Origin of the sequence: Pantoea sp. GD03673 (assembly GCF_029844725.1) — a bacterium.
Classification (GTDB): domain Bacteria; phylum Pseudomonadota; class Gammaproteobacteria; order Enterobacterales; family Enterobacteriaceae; genus Pantoea.
Genome location: NZ_JAOCKJ010000009.1, coordinates 130,696 through 146,172 on the forward strand (window position 1 = coordinate 130,696; position 15,477 = coordinate 146,172).

The following is a 15,477-nucleotide window of genomic DNA, read 5'->3' on the forward strand; positions in this document are numbered from 1 at the left end:
GCTGTCATCTGTCTGTTATTAATCCGTCATTTCCCCGTGTCATGTTACTTCGCGAACCAGAAATCCGTGATTTCACGCGTATTTACCTGCACAGGAAAATTCTATGTCCGTCGTTACCTTTCGTCGTAGCCTGATGAGCGCGCTACTCGGTCTGACGCTCAGCAGCCATGCCATCGCCGCCACTGAGATCCCCTTCTGGCACTCTATGGAAGGCGAGCTTGGCAAAGAAGTGGATTCGCTGGCCCAGCGTTTTAACCAGACGCATCCCGATTACAAAATTGTTCCGACCTACAAAGGTAACTACGAGCAGAGCCTGGCAGCTGGGATTGCGGCAGTGCGCAGCGGCAAAGCACCGGCGGTACTGCAGGTCTATGAGGTCGGTACGGCCACCATGATGGCCTCAAAGGCGATTGTGCCGGTGTATCAGGTCTTTAAAGAGGCCGGTATCCCCTTTGATGAAAAGCAGTTTGTGCCGACGGTGGCGGGCTACTACAGCGACAGCAAAGGCCAGCTGATTTCTCAGCCCTTCAACAGTTCGACGCCGGTACTTTATTACAACAAGGACGCCTTCAAAAAAGCGGGCCTTAACCCGGACCAGCCACCGAAAACCTGGCAGGAGCTGGAGACCGATGCCGCGGCACTGCGCAAATCGGGCATGAGCTGTGGCTACGCCAGCGGCTGGCAGGGCTGGATCCAGATTGAAAACTTCAGCGCCTGGCACGCCCTGCCAGTGGCGACAGAGAACAACGGATTTGACGGAACCGACGCGGTGCTGGAGTTCAACAAGCCGGTGCAGGTGCGCCATATCGAGCTGCTGGAAGCGATGAACAAAAAAGGGGACTTCACCTACTTTGGCCGCAAAGATGAGTCCACCGCCAAATTTTACAACGGCGACTGCGGGATCACGACGGCCTCATCCGGTTCGCTGGCTGATATCCGTCATTACGCGAAATTCAACTTTGGTGTCGGCATGATGCCGTATGACGACACCGTGCCGAATGCGCCGCAGAACGCCCTGATTGGCGGTGCCAGCCTGTGGGTGATGAAAGGCAAAGATGCGGCAACGTACAAAGGCGTGGCCGAGTTCATGCAGTTCCTCGCTACCCCGGAAATTGCAGCGGAATGGCACCAGAAAACCGGTTATCTGCCGATTACCACCGCCGCCTATGAGCTGACGAAACAGCAGGGCTTCTACGACAAAAATCCGGGTGCGGATATCGCGACCCGCCAGATGATGAACAAGCCGCCGTTGCCGTTCACCAAAGGGATGCGTCTGGGCAACATGCCACAGATCCGTACCGTGATCGACGAGGAGCTGGAAAGCGTCTGGACCGGCAAGCAGTCGCCGCAAAGCGCGCTGGATAACGCAGTGAAACGCGGTAACGAACTGCTGCGTCGCTTCCAGCAGCAGGTGAAATAATCTCTCCTTGCGGGCCAGTCCAGGCTGGCCCCTCTTTCTGACGTCAGGTACGCCATGTCTTCATCTCGTCCGGTCTTTCGCTCCCGTCTCTTGCCCTATCTTCTGGTGCTGCCGCAACTGCTGATTACCGCCATCTTCTTTCTCTGGCCTGCCGGTGAAGCGCTTTGGTACTCGCTGCAAAGTCTCGATCCCTTTGGCATCTCCAGCAGCTTTGTCGGGCTGGAAAATTTCAGACGCCTGTTTGCCGATCCCTACTACCTGGATTCGTTCTGGACCACGATAAAATTCAGCGGCATGGTGACGGTCTTTGGCATGCTCTTTTCGCTGCTGCTGGCGGCGCTGGTGGATTATGTGGTGCGACTGCGCCGCCTCTACCAGACCCTGCTGCTGCTGCCCTACGCCGTTGCTCCCGTGGTGGCTGCGGTGCTGTGGATGTTTCTGTTTAACCCCGGTCTGGGGCTGTTCAGCTACCTGCTGAACCACATCGGCTACAACTGGAACTATGCGCAAAACAGCGGTCAGGCGATGTTCCTGATTGTGCTGGCGTCAATCTGGCAGCAGATGAGCTACAACTTCCTGTTCTTCTTTGCCGCCCTGCAATCTATCCCTAAATCACTGGCGGAAGCCGCTGCCATTGACGGTGCCGGGCCGGTGCGTCGCTTCTTTAATCTCTCACTGCCGCTGATTGCGCCGGTCAGCTTCTTCCTGCTGGTGGTGAACCTGATCTACGCCTTCTTCGATACCTTCCCGGTGATCGATGCCGCGACCGGCGGCGGGCCGGTGCAGGCGACCACCACGCTGATCTACAAAATTTACCGTGAAGGCTTTACCGGCCTGGACCTCTCCTCGTCTGCAGCGCAGTCAGTGGTACTGATGCTGCTGGTCATCGGGCTGACGGTGATCCAGTTCCGCTTTGTTGAACGTAAGGTGCAATACCAATGATTGAGAATCGACGCGGGCTGGATCTCTTCAGCCATATTGTGCTGGTACTGGGCGTGCTCACCATCCTGTTTCCGCTCTATGTCGCCTTTGTGGCGGCGACGCTGGATAACGAGGCGGTTTATCAGGTGCCGATGACGCTGGTGCCCGGTTCGCACCTGTGGGAGAACATCTCGCGCATCTGGACACACGGCGTCAACGGCAGCGGACCGGCATTTGGTCTGATGCTGCTTAACAGCATGATCATGGCGCTCGGCATCACCTTCGGCAAAATCACCGTGTCGATGCTGTCGGCGTTTGCGCTGGTCTGGTTTCGCTTTCCGCTGCGCACGCTCTTCTTCTGGCTGATCTTTATCACCCTGATGCTGCCGGTGGAGGTGCGAATCTTCCCCACGGTGCAGGTGATTGCCGATCTTAATCTGCTCGACAGTTACAGCGGCTTAACCCTGCCGCTGATGGCCTCGGCGACCGCCACTTTTCTGTTCCGCCAGTTCTTTATGTCGCTGCCGGATGAGCTGGTGGAAGCGGCGCGCATCGACGGTGCCAGCGCGATGCGCTTTTTTATCGACATCGTGCTGCCGCTGTCAAAAACCAATCTGGCGGCGCTGTTTGTTATCACCTTTATCTACGGCTGGAACCAGTATCTCTGGCCGCTGCTGATCATCAATGATGCCAGTCTTGGCACTGCGGTGGCGGGGATCAAGAGCATGATCTCCTCCAGTGGATCGCCGACCCAGTGGAACGAAGTGATGGCGGCAATGTTATTAACCCTGATCCCACCGCTGGTGGTGGTGTTAGTCATGCAGCGTGCCTTTGTGCGCGGCCTGGTTGAGAGTGAGAAATAAGATGGCAGGCGTAACCCTTCAGGCAGTAACCAAGTCCTACGATGGCAAAAATCAGATCATTCAGCCGCTGAACGTCACCATTAATGAAGGCGAATTTATGGTGATGGTCGGGCCATCCGGCTGCGGTAAATCAACCCTGCTGCGCATGGTGGCCGGACTGGAACGCGTCAGCTCCGGCGATATTTATATCGACAACCGGCGCGTCACCCAGGAGGAGCCGAAAGATCGCGGCATTGCAATGGTGTTCCAGAACTACGCGCTCTATCCGCATATGTCGGTGGAGGAGAACATGGCTTATGGCCTGAAGATCCGCGGGATGGGCAAAGCGCAGATCCGCCAGCGGGTGCTCGACGCGGCGCGCAGTCTGGAGCTGGATCACCTGCTGATGCGTCGGCCCCGCGAGCTCTCCGGCGGTCAGCGCCAGCGCGTGGCGATGGGACGCGCCATCGTGCGTGAACCGGCGGTGTTTCTGTTCGACGAACCGCTGTCGAATCTTGATGCCCGCCTGCGGGTGCAGATGCGGCTGGAGCTGCAACAGTTGCATCGCCGCTTACAGACCACCAGTCTCTATGTGACCCATGATCAGGTGGAGGCGATGACGCTGGCGCAGCGGGTGATGGTGATGAACAAAGGTGTGGTTGAGCAGCTCGGCACGCCGGTTGAGGTTTATGAACGTCCCGCCAGCCAGTTTGTGGCCTCGTTTATCGGCGCGCCCGCCATGAATCTGCTGAAAGGGCAGATCAGCAGCGATGGCTCGCGCTTTAACCTCGATGCCTCGCACGCACTGCCGCTCAGTGACACAAAAGCGAAATGGGCTAACCGGCCAGTGGTACTGGGCATCCGGCCAGAGCACATCCGGCAAAGCAGCCGCGAGCAAGGCGGTGTGCCGCTGCGGGTCGATACGCTGGAGATGCTGGGAGCCGATAATCTGGCACACGGTCGCATTGGTGACACGCCCCTGGTGGTACGCCTGGCCCACAGCGAACGGCCGCAGCCAGGCAGTACGTTGTGGCTGCATCTGCCGTCAGATGCGTTACACTTCTTCGATTCAACCCACGGAAAACGTCTGGAATGAGCACACAATACTGGCCTTATCCCCGCATCGTCGCCCATCGCGGCGGCGGTAAGCTGGCACCGGAAAACACCCTGGCAGCGATCGACACCGGCGCGAAATATGGTCATCAGATGATTGAATTTGATGCCAAATTATCGGCAGATGCGCAGATCTTCCTGCTGCATGATGACACGCTGGATCGCACCAGCAACGGCTGGGGCGTGGCGGGTCAGTTGCCGTGGGAGAAGCTGTCGCAGCTTGATGCGGGCAGCTGGTTTGGCAACGGGTTTACGGGCGAGAAGCTGGCACGGCTGGATGAGGTGGCGGCCCGCTGCCGTCAGCATCAGATGATGGCGAACATCGAGATTAAACCGACCACCGGCAGCGACGCTGAAACCGGCCGCGCCGTGGCGCAGGCTGCGGCAATTTTGTGGCAGGATCAGACCGCACCGCTGCTCTCATCCTTCTCGTTTGAGGCGCTGGAAGCGGCGATGCAGGCCGAGCCGCAGCTGCCGCGTGGATTGCTGTCGCACAGCTGGGACCCCCAGTGGCAGGAAAAAACGACCGCGCTGGCGTGCGTCTCAATCCATCTCAATCATAAGGTGCTGACCGCTGAACGGGTCGCCGAACTGAAAGCCGCAGGCCTGAAGATTCTGGTTTATACCGTGAACAGCCCGGATCGGGCGCGAGAATTGCTGACGTGGGGCGTCGATGCCATCTGTACTGACAGCATCGATATTATCGGCCCCGATTTTCATTAGTTCTGATTCGGATTCTGGTTCTGCTGGCCCGGCTGCGTGGTAATAACACGCTGCCGGGCGCTGTTGCGCTGCTCCTGCATTTTACGCTGCATGTCCTGCGTCTGGCGCTGCTGATCCTGGCGCAGCTTCAGCTGTTGCTGCTGTTGCTGGGTCTGCATCTGGGACTGCATCCGCTGCTGGCTCGGGTTATAGCCCGGTTTATTCGGATCGTTGGTGCTGTTCAGTGTGTTCGCCTGGCTGGCGAAAGGCAGCAGGGCGGCTAAAACAATTATCCACTTTTTCATCTTTCCTCCTTCCTTTATCGCGACAGGTTTTGGGTGCACAACGGCGCACACCGGTATCAGGGTCGCACCCATAAGTTTACGCGATATCACAGACCTTACTTTCAGATGTATTCCTGATTTGACTTAACCCCGGTTATTTTGCTGTATTTGTAAGCACTTGCAGAAATGATAAAAAAATGTAAATAACAACACGGGATGGTGGCAGGATGAAAATGCAGCAAACAGTGCGTCAGCTTAGCTGGTCGCTGGTGATGAGTTTCACCGTAGTGGCAGGGGCTAACGCCGCGCCAACGCAGGTTCCGCCGGTCTCCTACGGTGTGGACAGTGATACCTTCCACCCGGTTAAAGCGCAGCACGGCATGGTGGCGTCAGTGGATGCGATGGCGACACAGGTGGGCGTGGAGATCCTGCGTCAGGGCGGTAATGCGGTCGATGCAGCCGTGGCCGTGGGCTTTGCGCTGGCCGTGACGCATCCGCAGGCGGGCAATCTGGGGGGCGGCGGGTTTATGCTGCTGCGCACTGCCTCTGGCCGCGCCACTGCGATCGATTTCCGTGAAATGGCACCGGGACACGCGTCACGCGACATGTTCCTTGATAAGCAGGGCAACGCCGACAGCAAGCTGTCGCTGACATCACATCTTGCCTCCGGCACGCCGGGCACTGTGGCCGGACTGGCGCTGGCTGCACAGAAATATGGCACCCTGCCGCTAAGCACCCTGCTGGCACCCGCAATTAAACTGGCGCGTGACGGTATCCCGGTCAACGATGCGCTGGCGGATGACCTGAAAACCTACGGCAAAGAGGTGCTGATCACCCATCCCAACAGTAAAGCGATCTTCTATAAACCGGACGGCACGCCGTGGCAGAAGGGGGATCGGCTGGTGCAGAAAAACCTCGCCCACAGCCTGCAACTGATTGCCCGTCAGGGGCCGGATGCCTTTTACAAAGGTGAAATTGCGGATGAGATCGCCGGCGAGATGGCGCAGCACGGTGGCCTGATCAGCAAAGCAGACCTGGCGGCCTATCGTGCGGTCGAGCGAACGCCTGTCAGCGGCACCTACCGTGGCTATGAAGTCTTCTCCATGCCACCGCCGTCATCCGGCGGCATCCACATCGTGCAGATCCTTAATATCCTTGAGAACTTCGATCTGGCGAAGATGGGCTTTGGCAGTGCAGACGCCATGCAGGTAATGGCAGAAGCGGAGAAATACGCCTATGCGGACCGGTCAGAATATCTGGGCGATCCCGATTTCGTGAAAGTGCCGTGGCAGGCGCTGACCAGTAAAGCCTATGCGAAAACGCTGGCGCAGCAGATCGACGTGGCGAAGGCGCGGCCTTCCAGCGAGATCAAGCCGGGCAAGCTCGAACCTTACGAAAGCAATCAGACCACCCATTTCTCGGTGGTGGATAAGCAGGGTAATGCAGTCGCGGTGACCTACACGCTGAACACCTATTTCGGCAGCGGGATTGTGGCGGGCAAGAGTGGCATCCTGATGAATAATGAGATGGATGACTTCTCAGCCAAGCCGGGCACGCCAAATGTCTACGGGCTGGTGGGCGGCGAAGCGAATGCGGTGCAACCGGCGAAGCGTCCGTTGTCATCAATGTCGCCGACTATCGTCGCGAAAGGGGGCAAAACCTGGCTGGTAACCGGCAGTCCGGGCGGCAGCCGCATTATCACTACCGTGCTGCAGATGGTGGTGAACAGCATCGATTTCGGCATGAACGTGGCAGAAGCGACCAACGCGCCACGCTTCCATCATCAGTGGCTGCCGGATCAGCTGCGGGTAGAGAAGGGCTTCAGTCCTGACACACTGCGTCTGCTGGAAGCCAAAGGTCAGCATGTGAAGGTGCTGCCTGCGATGGGCAGTACCCAGAGCATTATGATTGGACCGGATGGCATGCTCTATGGGGCGTCCGATCCGCGCAGCATCGATGATTTAAGTGCGGGTTATTGATCTCCTGGACTGCTGACAAACTCGAACTCAGGTGAATCTCGCAGCAATAAATAAGCTCAACGCGCAGGGAACAGGGTCAGAAGAGGAAAGCGTCCCGCGCCAGGACGGCGCGGGCCGAGCGTGTCATGGATGACGGCCTTTGCGTCTTTCCGATCCGATCCTGTTTCCTGCGCAGGCGCTAACTGTCAGCGAACCTGGTCAGGTTTATCAGCAGAAAGGGCACCAGCGGTGCCCTTTCTGCTTCCAAGGTCAGGATTGAACCCGCGCCATATAATGCGCGTCAATCAGCTCACCGTGCCGCATGGCGAACCCTTTCGCCGTTCCCTCAATGTTAAATCCAAAACGCTCATAAAGGGCGATGGCCGGGGCATTATCGACAAACACCGTCAGCTCCATTCGGCTCACCTGTAGCCAGTTGTCGCACAACGCAACCATTTCACGCATCAGCGCAGTGCCGACGCCACGCTGCCGGTAGCGTTCATCCACGCCCATCCCCAGAGAGGCGACGTGGCGGCGTCTGGGGCGCTCTTCCGTGTGCAGCGCACACTGACCCACAACCTCTTCGTTGATACAGGCCACCAGCAGAAAGGAATGGGGCTGTGGCGTAGCGAGGCGGGTATGCCATCCCTGTAACGATGAGTGAGGCAGGTGCAGCGTGCTGGCCTGGGTATCTGGCTGACTGTAGATTCTGTGCAGCGCGACGGCATCTTCAGGTGTGACGTGCCGGACAACGATTTCACTCATGATCGCTCCTTTAGCCCATAAAAACCCTCTAAACATCAAGGTATTCAGGCCGTTAATCAAGCTAAAAATGCGTAAATGACTTTACAGACGCGAATGATAATGATTATTATTGTCATGCGTTCCGGGGCAGTCGCCCGACAGCCCAGGAAAGCACGACATTGCTCACATTGCTTCCAGTATTATTTAGCCAGCGTAGAAGCTGGCTTTTTTTTGCCTGCTTTCCTTCAGTGCTTTTCAGCCACCGCGACAGGTTCATTCAACTAATTTGAACAGAGGAGTGAAGTTTTTCAGCTATCAATCAAACGGCCTCAGGAACAAACTATGAAAAACATTGAGGAGAATTGAACATGATCTATGTACGCAAAGCTGAAGAACGCGGTCACGCAAACCACGGCTGGCTGGATAGCTGGCATACCTTCTCTTTCGCCGGTTATCACGACGCGAATTTTATGGGTTTCTCCGCGCTGCGGGTCATCAATGAAGATGTGATCGACGGCGGTCAGGGATTTGGCACCCATCCGCACAAAGATATGGAAATTCTGACCTATGTGCTTTCCGGTACGGTTGAGCATCAGGACAGCATGGGCAACAAAGAGCAGATCCCGGCCGGAGAGTTCCAGATCATGAGCGCGGGGACCGGTGTACGTCACTCTGAGTACAACGCCAGCGAAAGCGAGCCGTTGCACCTTTATCAAATCTGGATCATTCCTGAGCGTACCGGCATTGAACCACGCTACGATCAGCGCTGCTTCCCGGATGTACAGGGACGCCAGCTGGTATTAAGCCCGGATGCCCGTGAAGGATCGCTGAAAGTGTATCAGGACATGACCCTGTCGCGCTGGGTGCTGGCTGCCGGAGAGCAGGACAACGTCGCGATTGATGCGGGACGTCGTATCTGGATTCAGGTCGTGAAAGGTGATGTCACCGTTAACGGCAACGCAGTGACCACCAGTGACGCCCTGGCGATCTGGGACGAAAGCGCGCTGACAATTAACGCCAGCTCGGCTGCCGAAGTCCTGCTGTTTGATCTGCCACCGGTCTGAGCCGATAACGGGCGCGCCGCGTCGCGCCCGGTTGGCAATTTTGTGACAGAAAAGTGATAGACTCATCGTACTTTAGCTTTAAGGGCGATCCCAGGCGCTACGATGAAGAAGAAAAGACCGGTATTACAGGACGTTGCCGATCGCGTCGGCATTACTAAAATGACCGTCAGCCGTTACCTGCGTAATCCTGAGCAGGTTTCTGTTGCCCTGCGGGACAAGATTGCAGTGGCACTGGATGAGCTGGGTTATATCCCCAATCGCGCCCCCGATATGCTTTCTAACGCCACCAGCCGTGCTATTGGCGTGCTGCTGCCGTCACTCACCAACCAGGTTTTTGCCGATGTATTGCGCGGCATCGAAGCCGTTACCGACGAAGCCAACTATCAGACGCTGGTCGCCCACTTTGGTTACAACCCGCAAAAAGAGGAGCTGCAACTGCGCTCGCTGCTGGGCTGGAACATTGATGGGGTTATCCTTACCGAACGTACCCACACGCCGGGTACGCTGCGCATGCTGGAAGTGGCCGGTATTCCGGTGATTGAGGTGATGGACAGCGTGACGCCCTGCCTGGATATGGCGGTCGGCTTCGATAACGTTGAAGCGGCCCGGCAGATGACGCAGGCCATTCTCCGCAAAGGGCATCGTCACACCGTCTACCTGGGCGCACGTCTTGATGAACGTACGCTGCAAAAGCAGCGCGGTTACGAAATCGCCATGCGCGAAGCGGGGCTGACGCCGCACAGCGTGATGATGGAAGATGCCTCATCATTCAGCGCCGGTGGCGATTTGCTGCGCGAGGCGCAACGTCTCTATCCTGAAACGGATAGCCTGTTCTGTACCAATGACGATCTGGCGGTCGGCGCGATGTTTGAGTGCCAGCGCCAGGGGTTGCAGGTGCCTGCACAGATGGCAATTGCCGGTTTCCACGGCCATGATATCAGTCAGGTCGTCACGCCACAGCTGGCAACAGTGCTGACGCCACGCGACAGAATGGGGCGTGAAGCGGCGGCGATGCTGCTGGCGCGAATAGCGGGCGAGAGCAGCGAACATCCGCAGCGCGATATCGGTTTTGAGATCAGTGAAGGTGGCAGCATCTGATAAAGATGTTTTTATGAGTCAGCTCACACTTTCATGCTTTTCCTGGTAAAAAGGTTGCCAGGCTGTTAACCGGCCAGGAGAATGAGAAACGACATTGTTATCGGTAACATTGGCAAATTCTCACCTGCCGGAGCAGAAAAATGACAACGCAATCCCCGTCGCATCACGTTTTTATTCTGATGGGCGTTTCAGGCAGCGGAAAGTCTGCCGTCGCCAACCAGGTTTCTCACCAGCTGAATACGGCCTTTCTTGACGGTGATTTTCTCCATCCCCGCGCCAACATTCTGAAGATGGCTGATGGTCATCCGCTGGATGACAGCGATCGTCAGCCGTGGTTACAGGCGCTGAACGATGCCGCGTTTGCCATGCAGCGCACTCAGGCGATCTCCATCATTGTCTGCTCAGCCCTGAAGAAACGTTATCGCGACATCCTGCGTCAGGGTAATGACAACCTGCGTTTCGTCTACCTGAAAGGTGATTTCGACACCATCGAAGCCCGCCTGAAAGCGCGTAAAGGTCACTTCTTCAAGCCGCAGATGCTGGTCACCCAGTTTGCCACGCTGGAAGAGCCGGGCAGTAATGAGCCGGATGTGCTGGTGGTGGATATCGCACATTCACTGGACGAGGTTGTGGCGGCTACGGTTGCGACTATTCAGGACGCTATCAGCCAGGGTTAGAGATGAATACCGCAACACTCGTTTTGACCGCAGCAGGCTCCGTCCTGCTGCTGCTTTTTCTGGTGATGAAGGCCCGTATGCACGCCTTTGTCGCACTCATGTTAGTGTCCATCGGTGCCGGGCTGTTCTCCGGCATGCCACTGAACAAAATCGCTGAAACCATGCAGAAGGGGATGGGCGGCACGCTCGGCTTCCTCGCCATTGTGGTCGCGCTGGGCGCGATGTTTGGCAAAATTCTGCATGAAACCGGTGCTGTGGATCAGATTGCCATCCGGATGCTGAAAACCTTTGGTCAGAGCCGTGCGCATTACGCGATGGGCATTGCCGGGCTGATCTGCGCGCTGCCGCTCTTCTTTGAAGTGGCCGTGGTGCTGTTAATCAGCATTGCTTTTGCCGTGGCGCGGCGTACCGGCGGCAATCTGGTGAAGCTGGTCATCCCGCTGTTTGCCGGAGTGGCGGCGGCGGCTGCGTTTCTGCTGCCCGGACCGGCCCCGATGCTGCTGGCCTCGCAGATGCATGCGGACTTTGGCTGGATGATCCTGCTGGGTCTCTGTGCGGCGATCCCCGGCATGCTGATTGCCGGGCCGCTGTTTGGCAACTTCATCGGTAACCACGTTACGTTCAGCGCACCGCCAGAAGATCATCAGCCGGATGTCGATGAAAGTAAGCTGCCCTCGTTTGGCTTCAGCCTCTCACTTATCCTGTTCCCGCTGGTGCTGGTGGGCCTGAAAACCATCGGCGCACGCTTCACGACCGAAGGCACCACGCTGTACGAGTGGCTGGAATTTATCGGCCATCCTTTCACCGCCATCCTGCTGGCGCTGCTGGTAGCGATTTATGGCCTGGCTTACCGTCAGGGCATGGATAAAGAGCGGGTGATGCAGGTGTGCGGCAGCGCGCTGCAACCGGCCGGGATTATCCTGCTGGTGATTGGTGCGGGTGGGGTGTTCAAGCAGGTGCTGGTCGATTCAGGCGTGGGACCGGTGCTGGGCAATGCGCTGACCGGCGCAGGGCTGCCGATTGCGCTGGCCTGCTTTATCCTGTCAGGCGCGGTGCGGGTGATTCAGGGATCGGCGACGGTCGCCTGTCTGACCACGGTCGGGCTGATTATGCCGGTGATTGAACCGCTGCATTACAGCGGTGCCCAGCTGGCGGCGCTGTCGATTTGCATCGGCGGTGGCTCCATCATTATCAGCCATGTGAACGACGCCGGGTTCTGGCTGTTTGGTCGCTTCACCGGGGCCAGCGAAGCGGAAACGCTGAAGACCTGGACGCTGATGGAGACCATTCTCGGCACCGTGGGTGCGGTTGTCGGAATGATCGCCTTCTCGCTGCTCTCTTAATCTCGCCGTTTCTGCGCTTTCACGGTACTACGGGAAGCGCAGACCTTTCCCTACAGCTTCAGATATGCCCGGATGCCGTCCAGGAACATCTGGGTTGCCAGCATAATCAGTATCAGTCCCATCAGACGCTCCAGCGCATTCACCCCTTTATCGCCCAGCAGACGCAGGAACAGACCTGACATCAGCAGAATAGCGACCGTTACGCCCCAGGCGATCAACAATGCGCCCACCAGATGCGACATCTGGTGCGGGTACTGATGCGACAAGAGCATTAATGTGGCCAGCAGTGATGGCCCGGCGACCAGCGGAATGGCCAGCGGCACCAGGAAAGGCTCTTCACCCGCCGGTAAGCCCGAACTGCTGCTTTCAGCTGACGGGAAAATCATCTTGATGGCGATTAGAAACAGGATAATCCCGCCGGAAATCGACACCGTTTCGGTGCGCAGATTCAAAAACGCCAGGATGCGTTCACCGGTGAACAGGAACAGCAGCATGATGATCAGAGCAATCAGCATTTCGCGGATTAGCACAACACGCCGCCGTTTCGGCTCCAGATGCTTTAAAACCGACATAAAAATCGGCAGATTGCCCAGTGGATCCATAATTAACAACAATAATATTGTTGCCGAAATCATTTCAGTCATCGGTCTTACGCCATGTTATCCGCGAAAAAGCGGAGTTATTAGTTACGCTGCTGAAAAAGTTAGCGTAATCGAATTAATTCACTTGCTACCCGGCCTGCATTTTGTAGAGTGAGGGGACACAGGTAAATCCTATTATTACGCAGAGCGGCGTGAACATAGCACGTGGCTCTCTCCTCTGAAATGAAAAGCAGGTGTAACTGCCTTAGACGGACACGACATGAAGAATGTAGGTTTTGTTGGTTGGCGCGGTATGGTTGGCTCAGTGCTGATGTCCCGCATGAGTGAAGAGCGTGATTTTGATGCCATTAATCCGGTCTTTTTCTCGACGTCGCAGCATGGTCAGGCGGCACCCGCATTTGCGGGCAAACAGCAGGGCACCCTGCAGGATGCGTTTGATATTGAGGCGCTGCGGGCGCTGGATATCATTATCACCTGCCAGGGCGGCGACTACACCAGTGACGTCTATCCAAAGCTGCGCGCCAGCGGCTGGCAGGGATACTGGATTGATGCGGCCTCCACGCTGCGCATGAAAGATGATGCCATCATCATCCTCGATCCGGTCAACCATGCTGTGATTCGCCAGGGCATCGATCGTGGCATTAAAACGTTTGTCGGCGGTAACTGTACCGTCAGCCTGATGCTGATGTCGCTGGGCGGCCTGTTTGCTCAGGATCTGGTTGAATGGGCGTCGGTTGCCACCTATCAGGCCGCCTCTGGCGGCGGCGCGCGCCACATGCGCGAACTGCTGACCCAGATGGGTATGCTGCACGACCACGTTGCGCCTGCGCTGCAGGACCCGGCTTCTGCCATCCTCGACATTGAGCGTAGCGTGACCGACTTCACCCGTTCCGGCACGCTGCCGACCGATAACTTTGGCGTACCGCTGGCTGGCAGTCTGATTCCGTGGATCGACAAACAGCTGGAAAACGGCCAGAGCCGCGAAGAGTGGAAAGGCCAGGCGGAGACCAACAAGATCCTCGCCACCCCGAAGGTTATTCCGGTGGATGGATTGTGCGTGCGCGTTGGTGCGCTGCGCTGCCACAGCCAGGCGTTTACGCTGAAGCTGAAACGCGACCTGCCGCTGGCTGAAATTGAGCAGCTGCTGGCCTCGCACAATGAGTGGGTCAAAGTGGTGCCGAATGACCGCGAGCTGACAATGCGTGAGCTGACGCCTGCGGCTGTCACCGGCACGCTGACCACGCCGGTTGGCCGTCTGCGCAAACTGAATATGGGGCCGGAATATCTCTCCGCCTTCACGGTGGGTGACCAGCTGTTATGGGGTGCCGCCGAACCGTTGCGTCGCATGCTGCGGTTGTTAATCAGCTAAACCAGCAAACATCGCCTGAGTCATGCCGATCAGATAAGACAAAAATGATCGGCTAAAGAGTCAGACGGTTGTATGAAAGCCCGTATTCATCATTGATGGTTACGGGCTTTTTTGTTAATTGTTAAAGCTCAGAAGACCTTTTAATATTGTCAGCGATACAGAAACATCAACAGAACCTTTAATATGAGCGCCGCCATCATCTTTTAGCCACATATAAGCAGGAATTGGCATTTTATTATCTCCTTGTTTTACTTATCAACTTCATTGTTATGAAAAAAATTGCCGCAGTGATAACGATGTTAGTGATGAAGCTAATATAAAAATACGTATCATCTATTGCCTCTGCGCCAATTTCACCGGGTCCATAAAGCAGGCTGCCTAACGTTAAAACGAAATCGTAGTTAATCCAGTTATAGGGTTCACCCATAGCACGTCCCACGCAAACTAAAAGCAGAAGGAAGAAAATTACTTTCCCTGATTTACGGGCAAGTGTCGCCATGCGTGATGACCTCAATAATGCCATAAGCGTTTAAATCTGTACCCGGAACCGGGATTCTGGACGTTCTCAACAGCGCATTTCTCAGCATGTCGAAGTCTGACTGCCAGGCAAGAGTAATACAGCCCTCTGAGACCTGACCAGGATGAAGCCTGAAACCGCCCCGGGCGACACCCCGAAAGAAAGTGCTATCGTCGATCAGACTATCAATACGAAAAAGGGCAAACCATTCTGAATGGTCAACATGATACCTGAATGCACTTTTTATTTCGTCAATAGCCCAGGCTCTTACGCTATTGACCCAATTCCCGGAAGGTCTGTCAACGATGTAGTAATGCCCGGCAGGTAATGGCCCTTTATTAATTATCATTCCGCAACCGCCTTTATTGCGGTAGATACCATTACCTGAAAACGCTAAAAAAGTGCCCAGCCCTGGAAAAATCAGAGGGGAATAATCAGCATTGTTTATAACGAACCTTCCCTGTAAAGCCATAGCAATCCTTTTGCCTCCGTCAATTTGACTTTGCATTCTACTGCAAAGGAAAAAACGCAGGCATCACGCTTCAGGGCAAAATTTAAGATCGTGAAGCAGATTCACTTCTTAGCCTGATTATGACGCAATTCTGTTCATGCCAGAAACATGTCGTTAACCATCGCTTTACAACACGTTATCAGGTAGCTTTTCTTAACCGCCGTCTGTATTCATCGCTCCTGGAATCTGACGTGGTCCGACTGCGCAGATACGGCTCCGATCCGGTGAAAAATGCAGCGTGATCCGTCCGCACGTTCCGGGCAGCATAAATGACACTAATCTGCGGATTTGCCCGGCCTTTTTTGCCGTTGC

The 15,477-nt window shown here is 56.1% G+C and carries 16 protein-coding genes and 1 pseudogene; 11 read left to right on the forward strand and 6 right to left on the reverse strand.

Annotated elements, in window-relative coordinates; genetic code table 11:
* The first annotated feature begins 103 nt into the window (after positions 1 to 103).
* The 5 genes from ugpB to ugpQ are packed head-to-tail and all read left to right on the forward strand — an operon-like array spanning position 104 to position 5,019.
* Entirely contained in the window at positions 104 to 1,420 is a 1,317-nt protein-coding gene (ugpB, locus tag N5J69_RS17895) for a sn-glycerol-3-phosphate ABC transporter substrate-binding protein UgpB (RefSeq protein WP_279771934.1), read from the forward strand.
* Between the two features lie 54 nt (positions 1,421 to 1,474).
* Entirely contained in the window at positions 1,475 to 2,362 is an 888-nt protein-coding gene (gene ugpA, locus N5J69_RS17900; RefSeq protein ID WP_279771935.1) for a sn-glycerol-3-phosphate ABC transporter permease UgpA, read from the forward strand.
* A complete protein-coding gene (gene ugpE / locus N5J69_RS17905; protein ID WP_279771936.1) occupies positions 2,359 to 3,204 on the forward strand; it encodes a sn-glycerol-3-phosphate ABC transporter permease UgpE in 846 nt (281 codons plus the stop codon). The genes ugpA and ugpE overlap by 4 nt, the downstream gene beginning before the upstream one ends.
* A 1-nt stretch (position 3,205) precedes the next feature.
* Positions 3,206 to 4,279, forward strand: coding sequence for a sn-glycerol-3-phosphate import ATP-binding protein UgpC (locus N5J69_RS17910; protein ID WP_279771937.1), 1,074 nt, complete (start codon positions 3,206 to 3,208; stop codon positions 4,277 to 4,279).
* Positions 4,276 to 5,019: a glycerophosphodiester phosphodiesterase gene (ugpQ, locus tag N5J69_RS17915; RefSeq protein WP_279771938.1), complete on the forward strand. Its 744-nt coding sequence runs from the start codon at positions 4,276 to 4,278 to the stop codon at positions 5,017 to 5,019. The genes N5J69_RS17910 and ugpQ overlap by 4 nt, the downstream gene beginning before the upstream one ends.
* Here the strand turns inward: ugpQ and N5J69_RS17920 are convergent.
* On the reverse strand, positions 5,016 to 5,303 hold the full coding sequence (locus N5J69_RS17920) for a DUF2756 domain-containing protein (RefSeq protein ID WP_279771940.1): 288 nt from the start codon (positions 5,301 to 5,303) through the stop codon (positions 5,016 to 5,018). The two genes, ugpQ and N5J69_RS17920, sit on opposite strands and share 4 nt — an antisense overlap.
* Before the next feature lie 206 nt (positions 5,304 to 5,509).
* On the opposite strand from N5J69_RS17920, the gene ggt reads away from it, so the two are divergent.
* On the forward strand, positions 5,510 to 7,261 hold the full coding sequence (gene ggt, locus N5J69_RS17925; RefSeq protein ID WP_279771941.1) for a gamma-glutamyltransferase: 1,752 nt from the start codon (positions 5,510 to 5,512) through the stop codon (positions 7,259 to 7,261).
* Between the two features lie 249 nt (positions 7,262 to 7,510).
* Here ggt and N5J69_RS17930 read toward each other — a convergent pair whose 3' ends face one another.
* Positions 7,511 to 8,005 (reverse strand): GNAT family N-acetyltransferase, encoded by a 495-nt coding sequence (locus N5J69_RS17930; RefSeq protein WP_279771942.1) that lies wholly within the window; start codon positions 8,003 to 8,005, stop codon positions 7,511 to 7,513.
* A 347-nt stretch (positions 8,006 to 8,352) separates the two neighbouring features.
* Between N5J69_RS17930 and N5J69_RS17935 the strand changes: the two genes are divergently transcribed.
* The 4 genes from N5J69_RS17935 (at position 8,353) to gntU (ending at position 12,166) form a co-directional block, all read left to right on the forward strand.
* Entirely contained in the window at positions 8,353 to 9,048 is a 696-nt protein-coding gene (locus N5J69_RS17935) for a pirin family protein (protein ID WP_279771943.1), read from the forward strand.
* 102 nt (positions 9,049 to 9,150) lie between these two features.
* Positions 9,151 to 10,146, forward strand: coding sequence for a gluconate operon transcriptional repressor GntR (gntR, locus tag N5J69_RS17940; protein WP_279771944.1), 996 nt, complete (start codon positions 9,151 to 9,153; stop codon positions 10,144 to 10,146).
* Positions 10,147 to 10,286: 140 nt separating this feature from the next.
* Positions 10,287 to 10,823, forward strand: a complete 537-nt coding sequence (gene gntK / locus N5J69_RS17945) for a gluconokinase (RefSeq protein WP_279771945.1) — start codon at positions 10,287 to 10,289, stop codon at positions 10,821 to 10,823.
* A 2-nt stretch (positions 10,824 to 10,825) separates the two neighbouring features.
* The gene (gene gntU, locus N5J69_RS17950; protein WP_279771946.1) at positions 10,826 to 12,166 is read left to right on the forward strand and encodes a gluconate transporter; all 1,341 of its coding nucleotides are present in this window, start codon (positions 10,826 to 10,828) and stop codon (positions 12,164 to 12,166) included.
* A gap of 50 nt (positions 12,167 to 12,216) precedes the next feature.
* Here the strand turns inward: gntU and N5J69_RS17955 are convergent, their stop codons facing one another.
* Positions 12,217 to 12,810, reverse strand: a complete 594-nt coding sequence (locus tag N5J69_RS17955) for a YhgN family NAAT transporter (protein ID WP_013359324.1) — start codon at positions 12,808 to 12,810, stop codon at positions 12,217 to 12,219.
* A gap of 217 nt (positions 12,811 to 13,027) precedes the next feature.
* Here N5J69_RS17955 and asd point away from each other — a divergent pair, with 217 nt between their 5' ends.
* Positions 13,028 to 14,137, forward strand: a complete 1,110-nt coding sequence (gene asd, locus N5J69_RS17960) for an aspartate-semialdehyde dehydrogenase (protein ID WP_279771947.1) — start codon at positions 13,028 to 13,030, stop codon at positions 14,135 to 14,137.
* A 162-nt stretch (positions 14,138 to 14,299) separates the two neighbouring features.
* On the opposite strand, the pseudogene N5J69_RS17965 reads toward asd, so the two are convergent.
* The 3 genes and pseudogenes from N5J69_RS17965 to N5J69_RS17975 form a co-directional block, all read right to left on the reverse strand.
* Positions 14,300 to 14,368: pseudogene (locus N5J69_RS17965) on the reverse strand (type VI secretion system tube protein Hcp); the annotation flags it as partial.
* Between the two features lie 4 nt (positions 14,369 to 14,372).
* A complete protein-coding gene (locus N5J69_RS17970) occupies positions 14,373 to 14,636 on the reverse strand; it encodes a hypothetical protein (protein ID WP_279771948.1) in 264 nt (87 codons plus the stop codon).
* A complete protein-coding gene (locus tag N5J69_RS17975) occupies positions 14,617 to 15,126 on the reverse strand; it encodes a DUF2778 domain-containing protein (RefSeq protein ID WP_279771949.1) in 510 nt (169 codons plus the stop codon). The genes N5J69_RS17970 and N5J69_RS17975 overlap by 20 nt, the downstream gene beginning before the upstream one ends.
* Positions 15,127 to 15,477 lie beyond the last annotated feature (351 nt).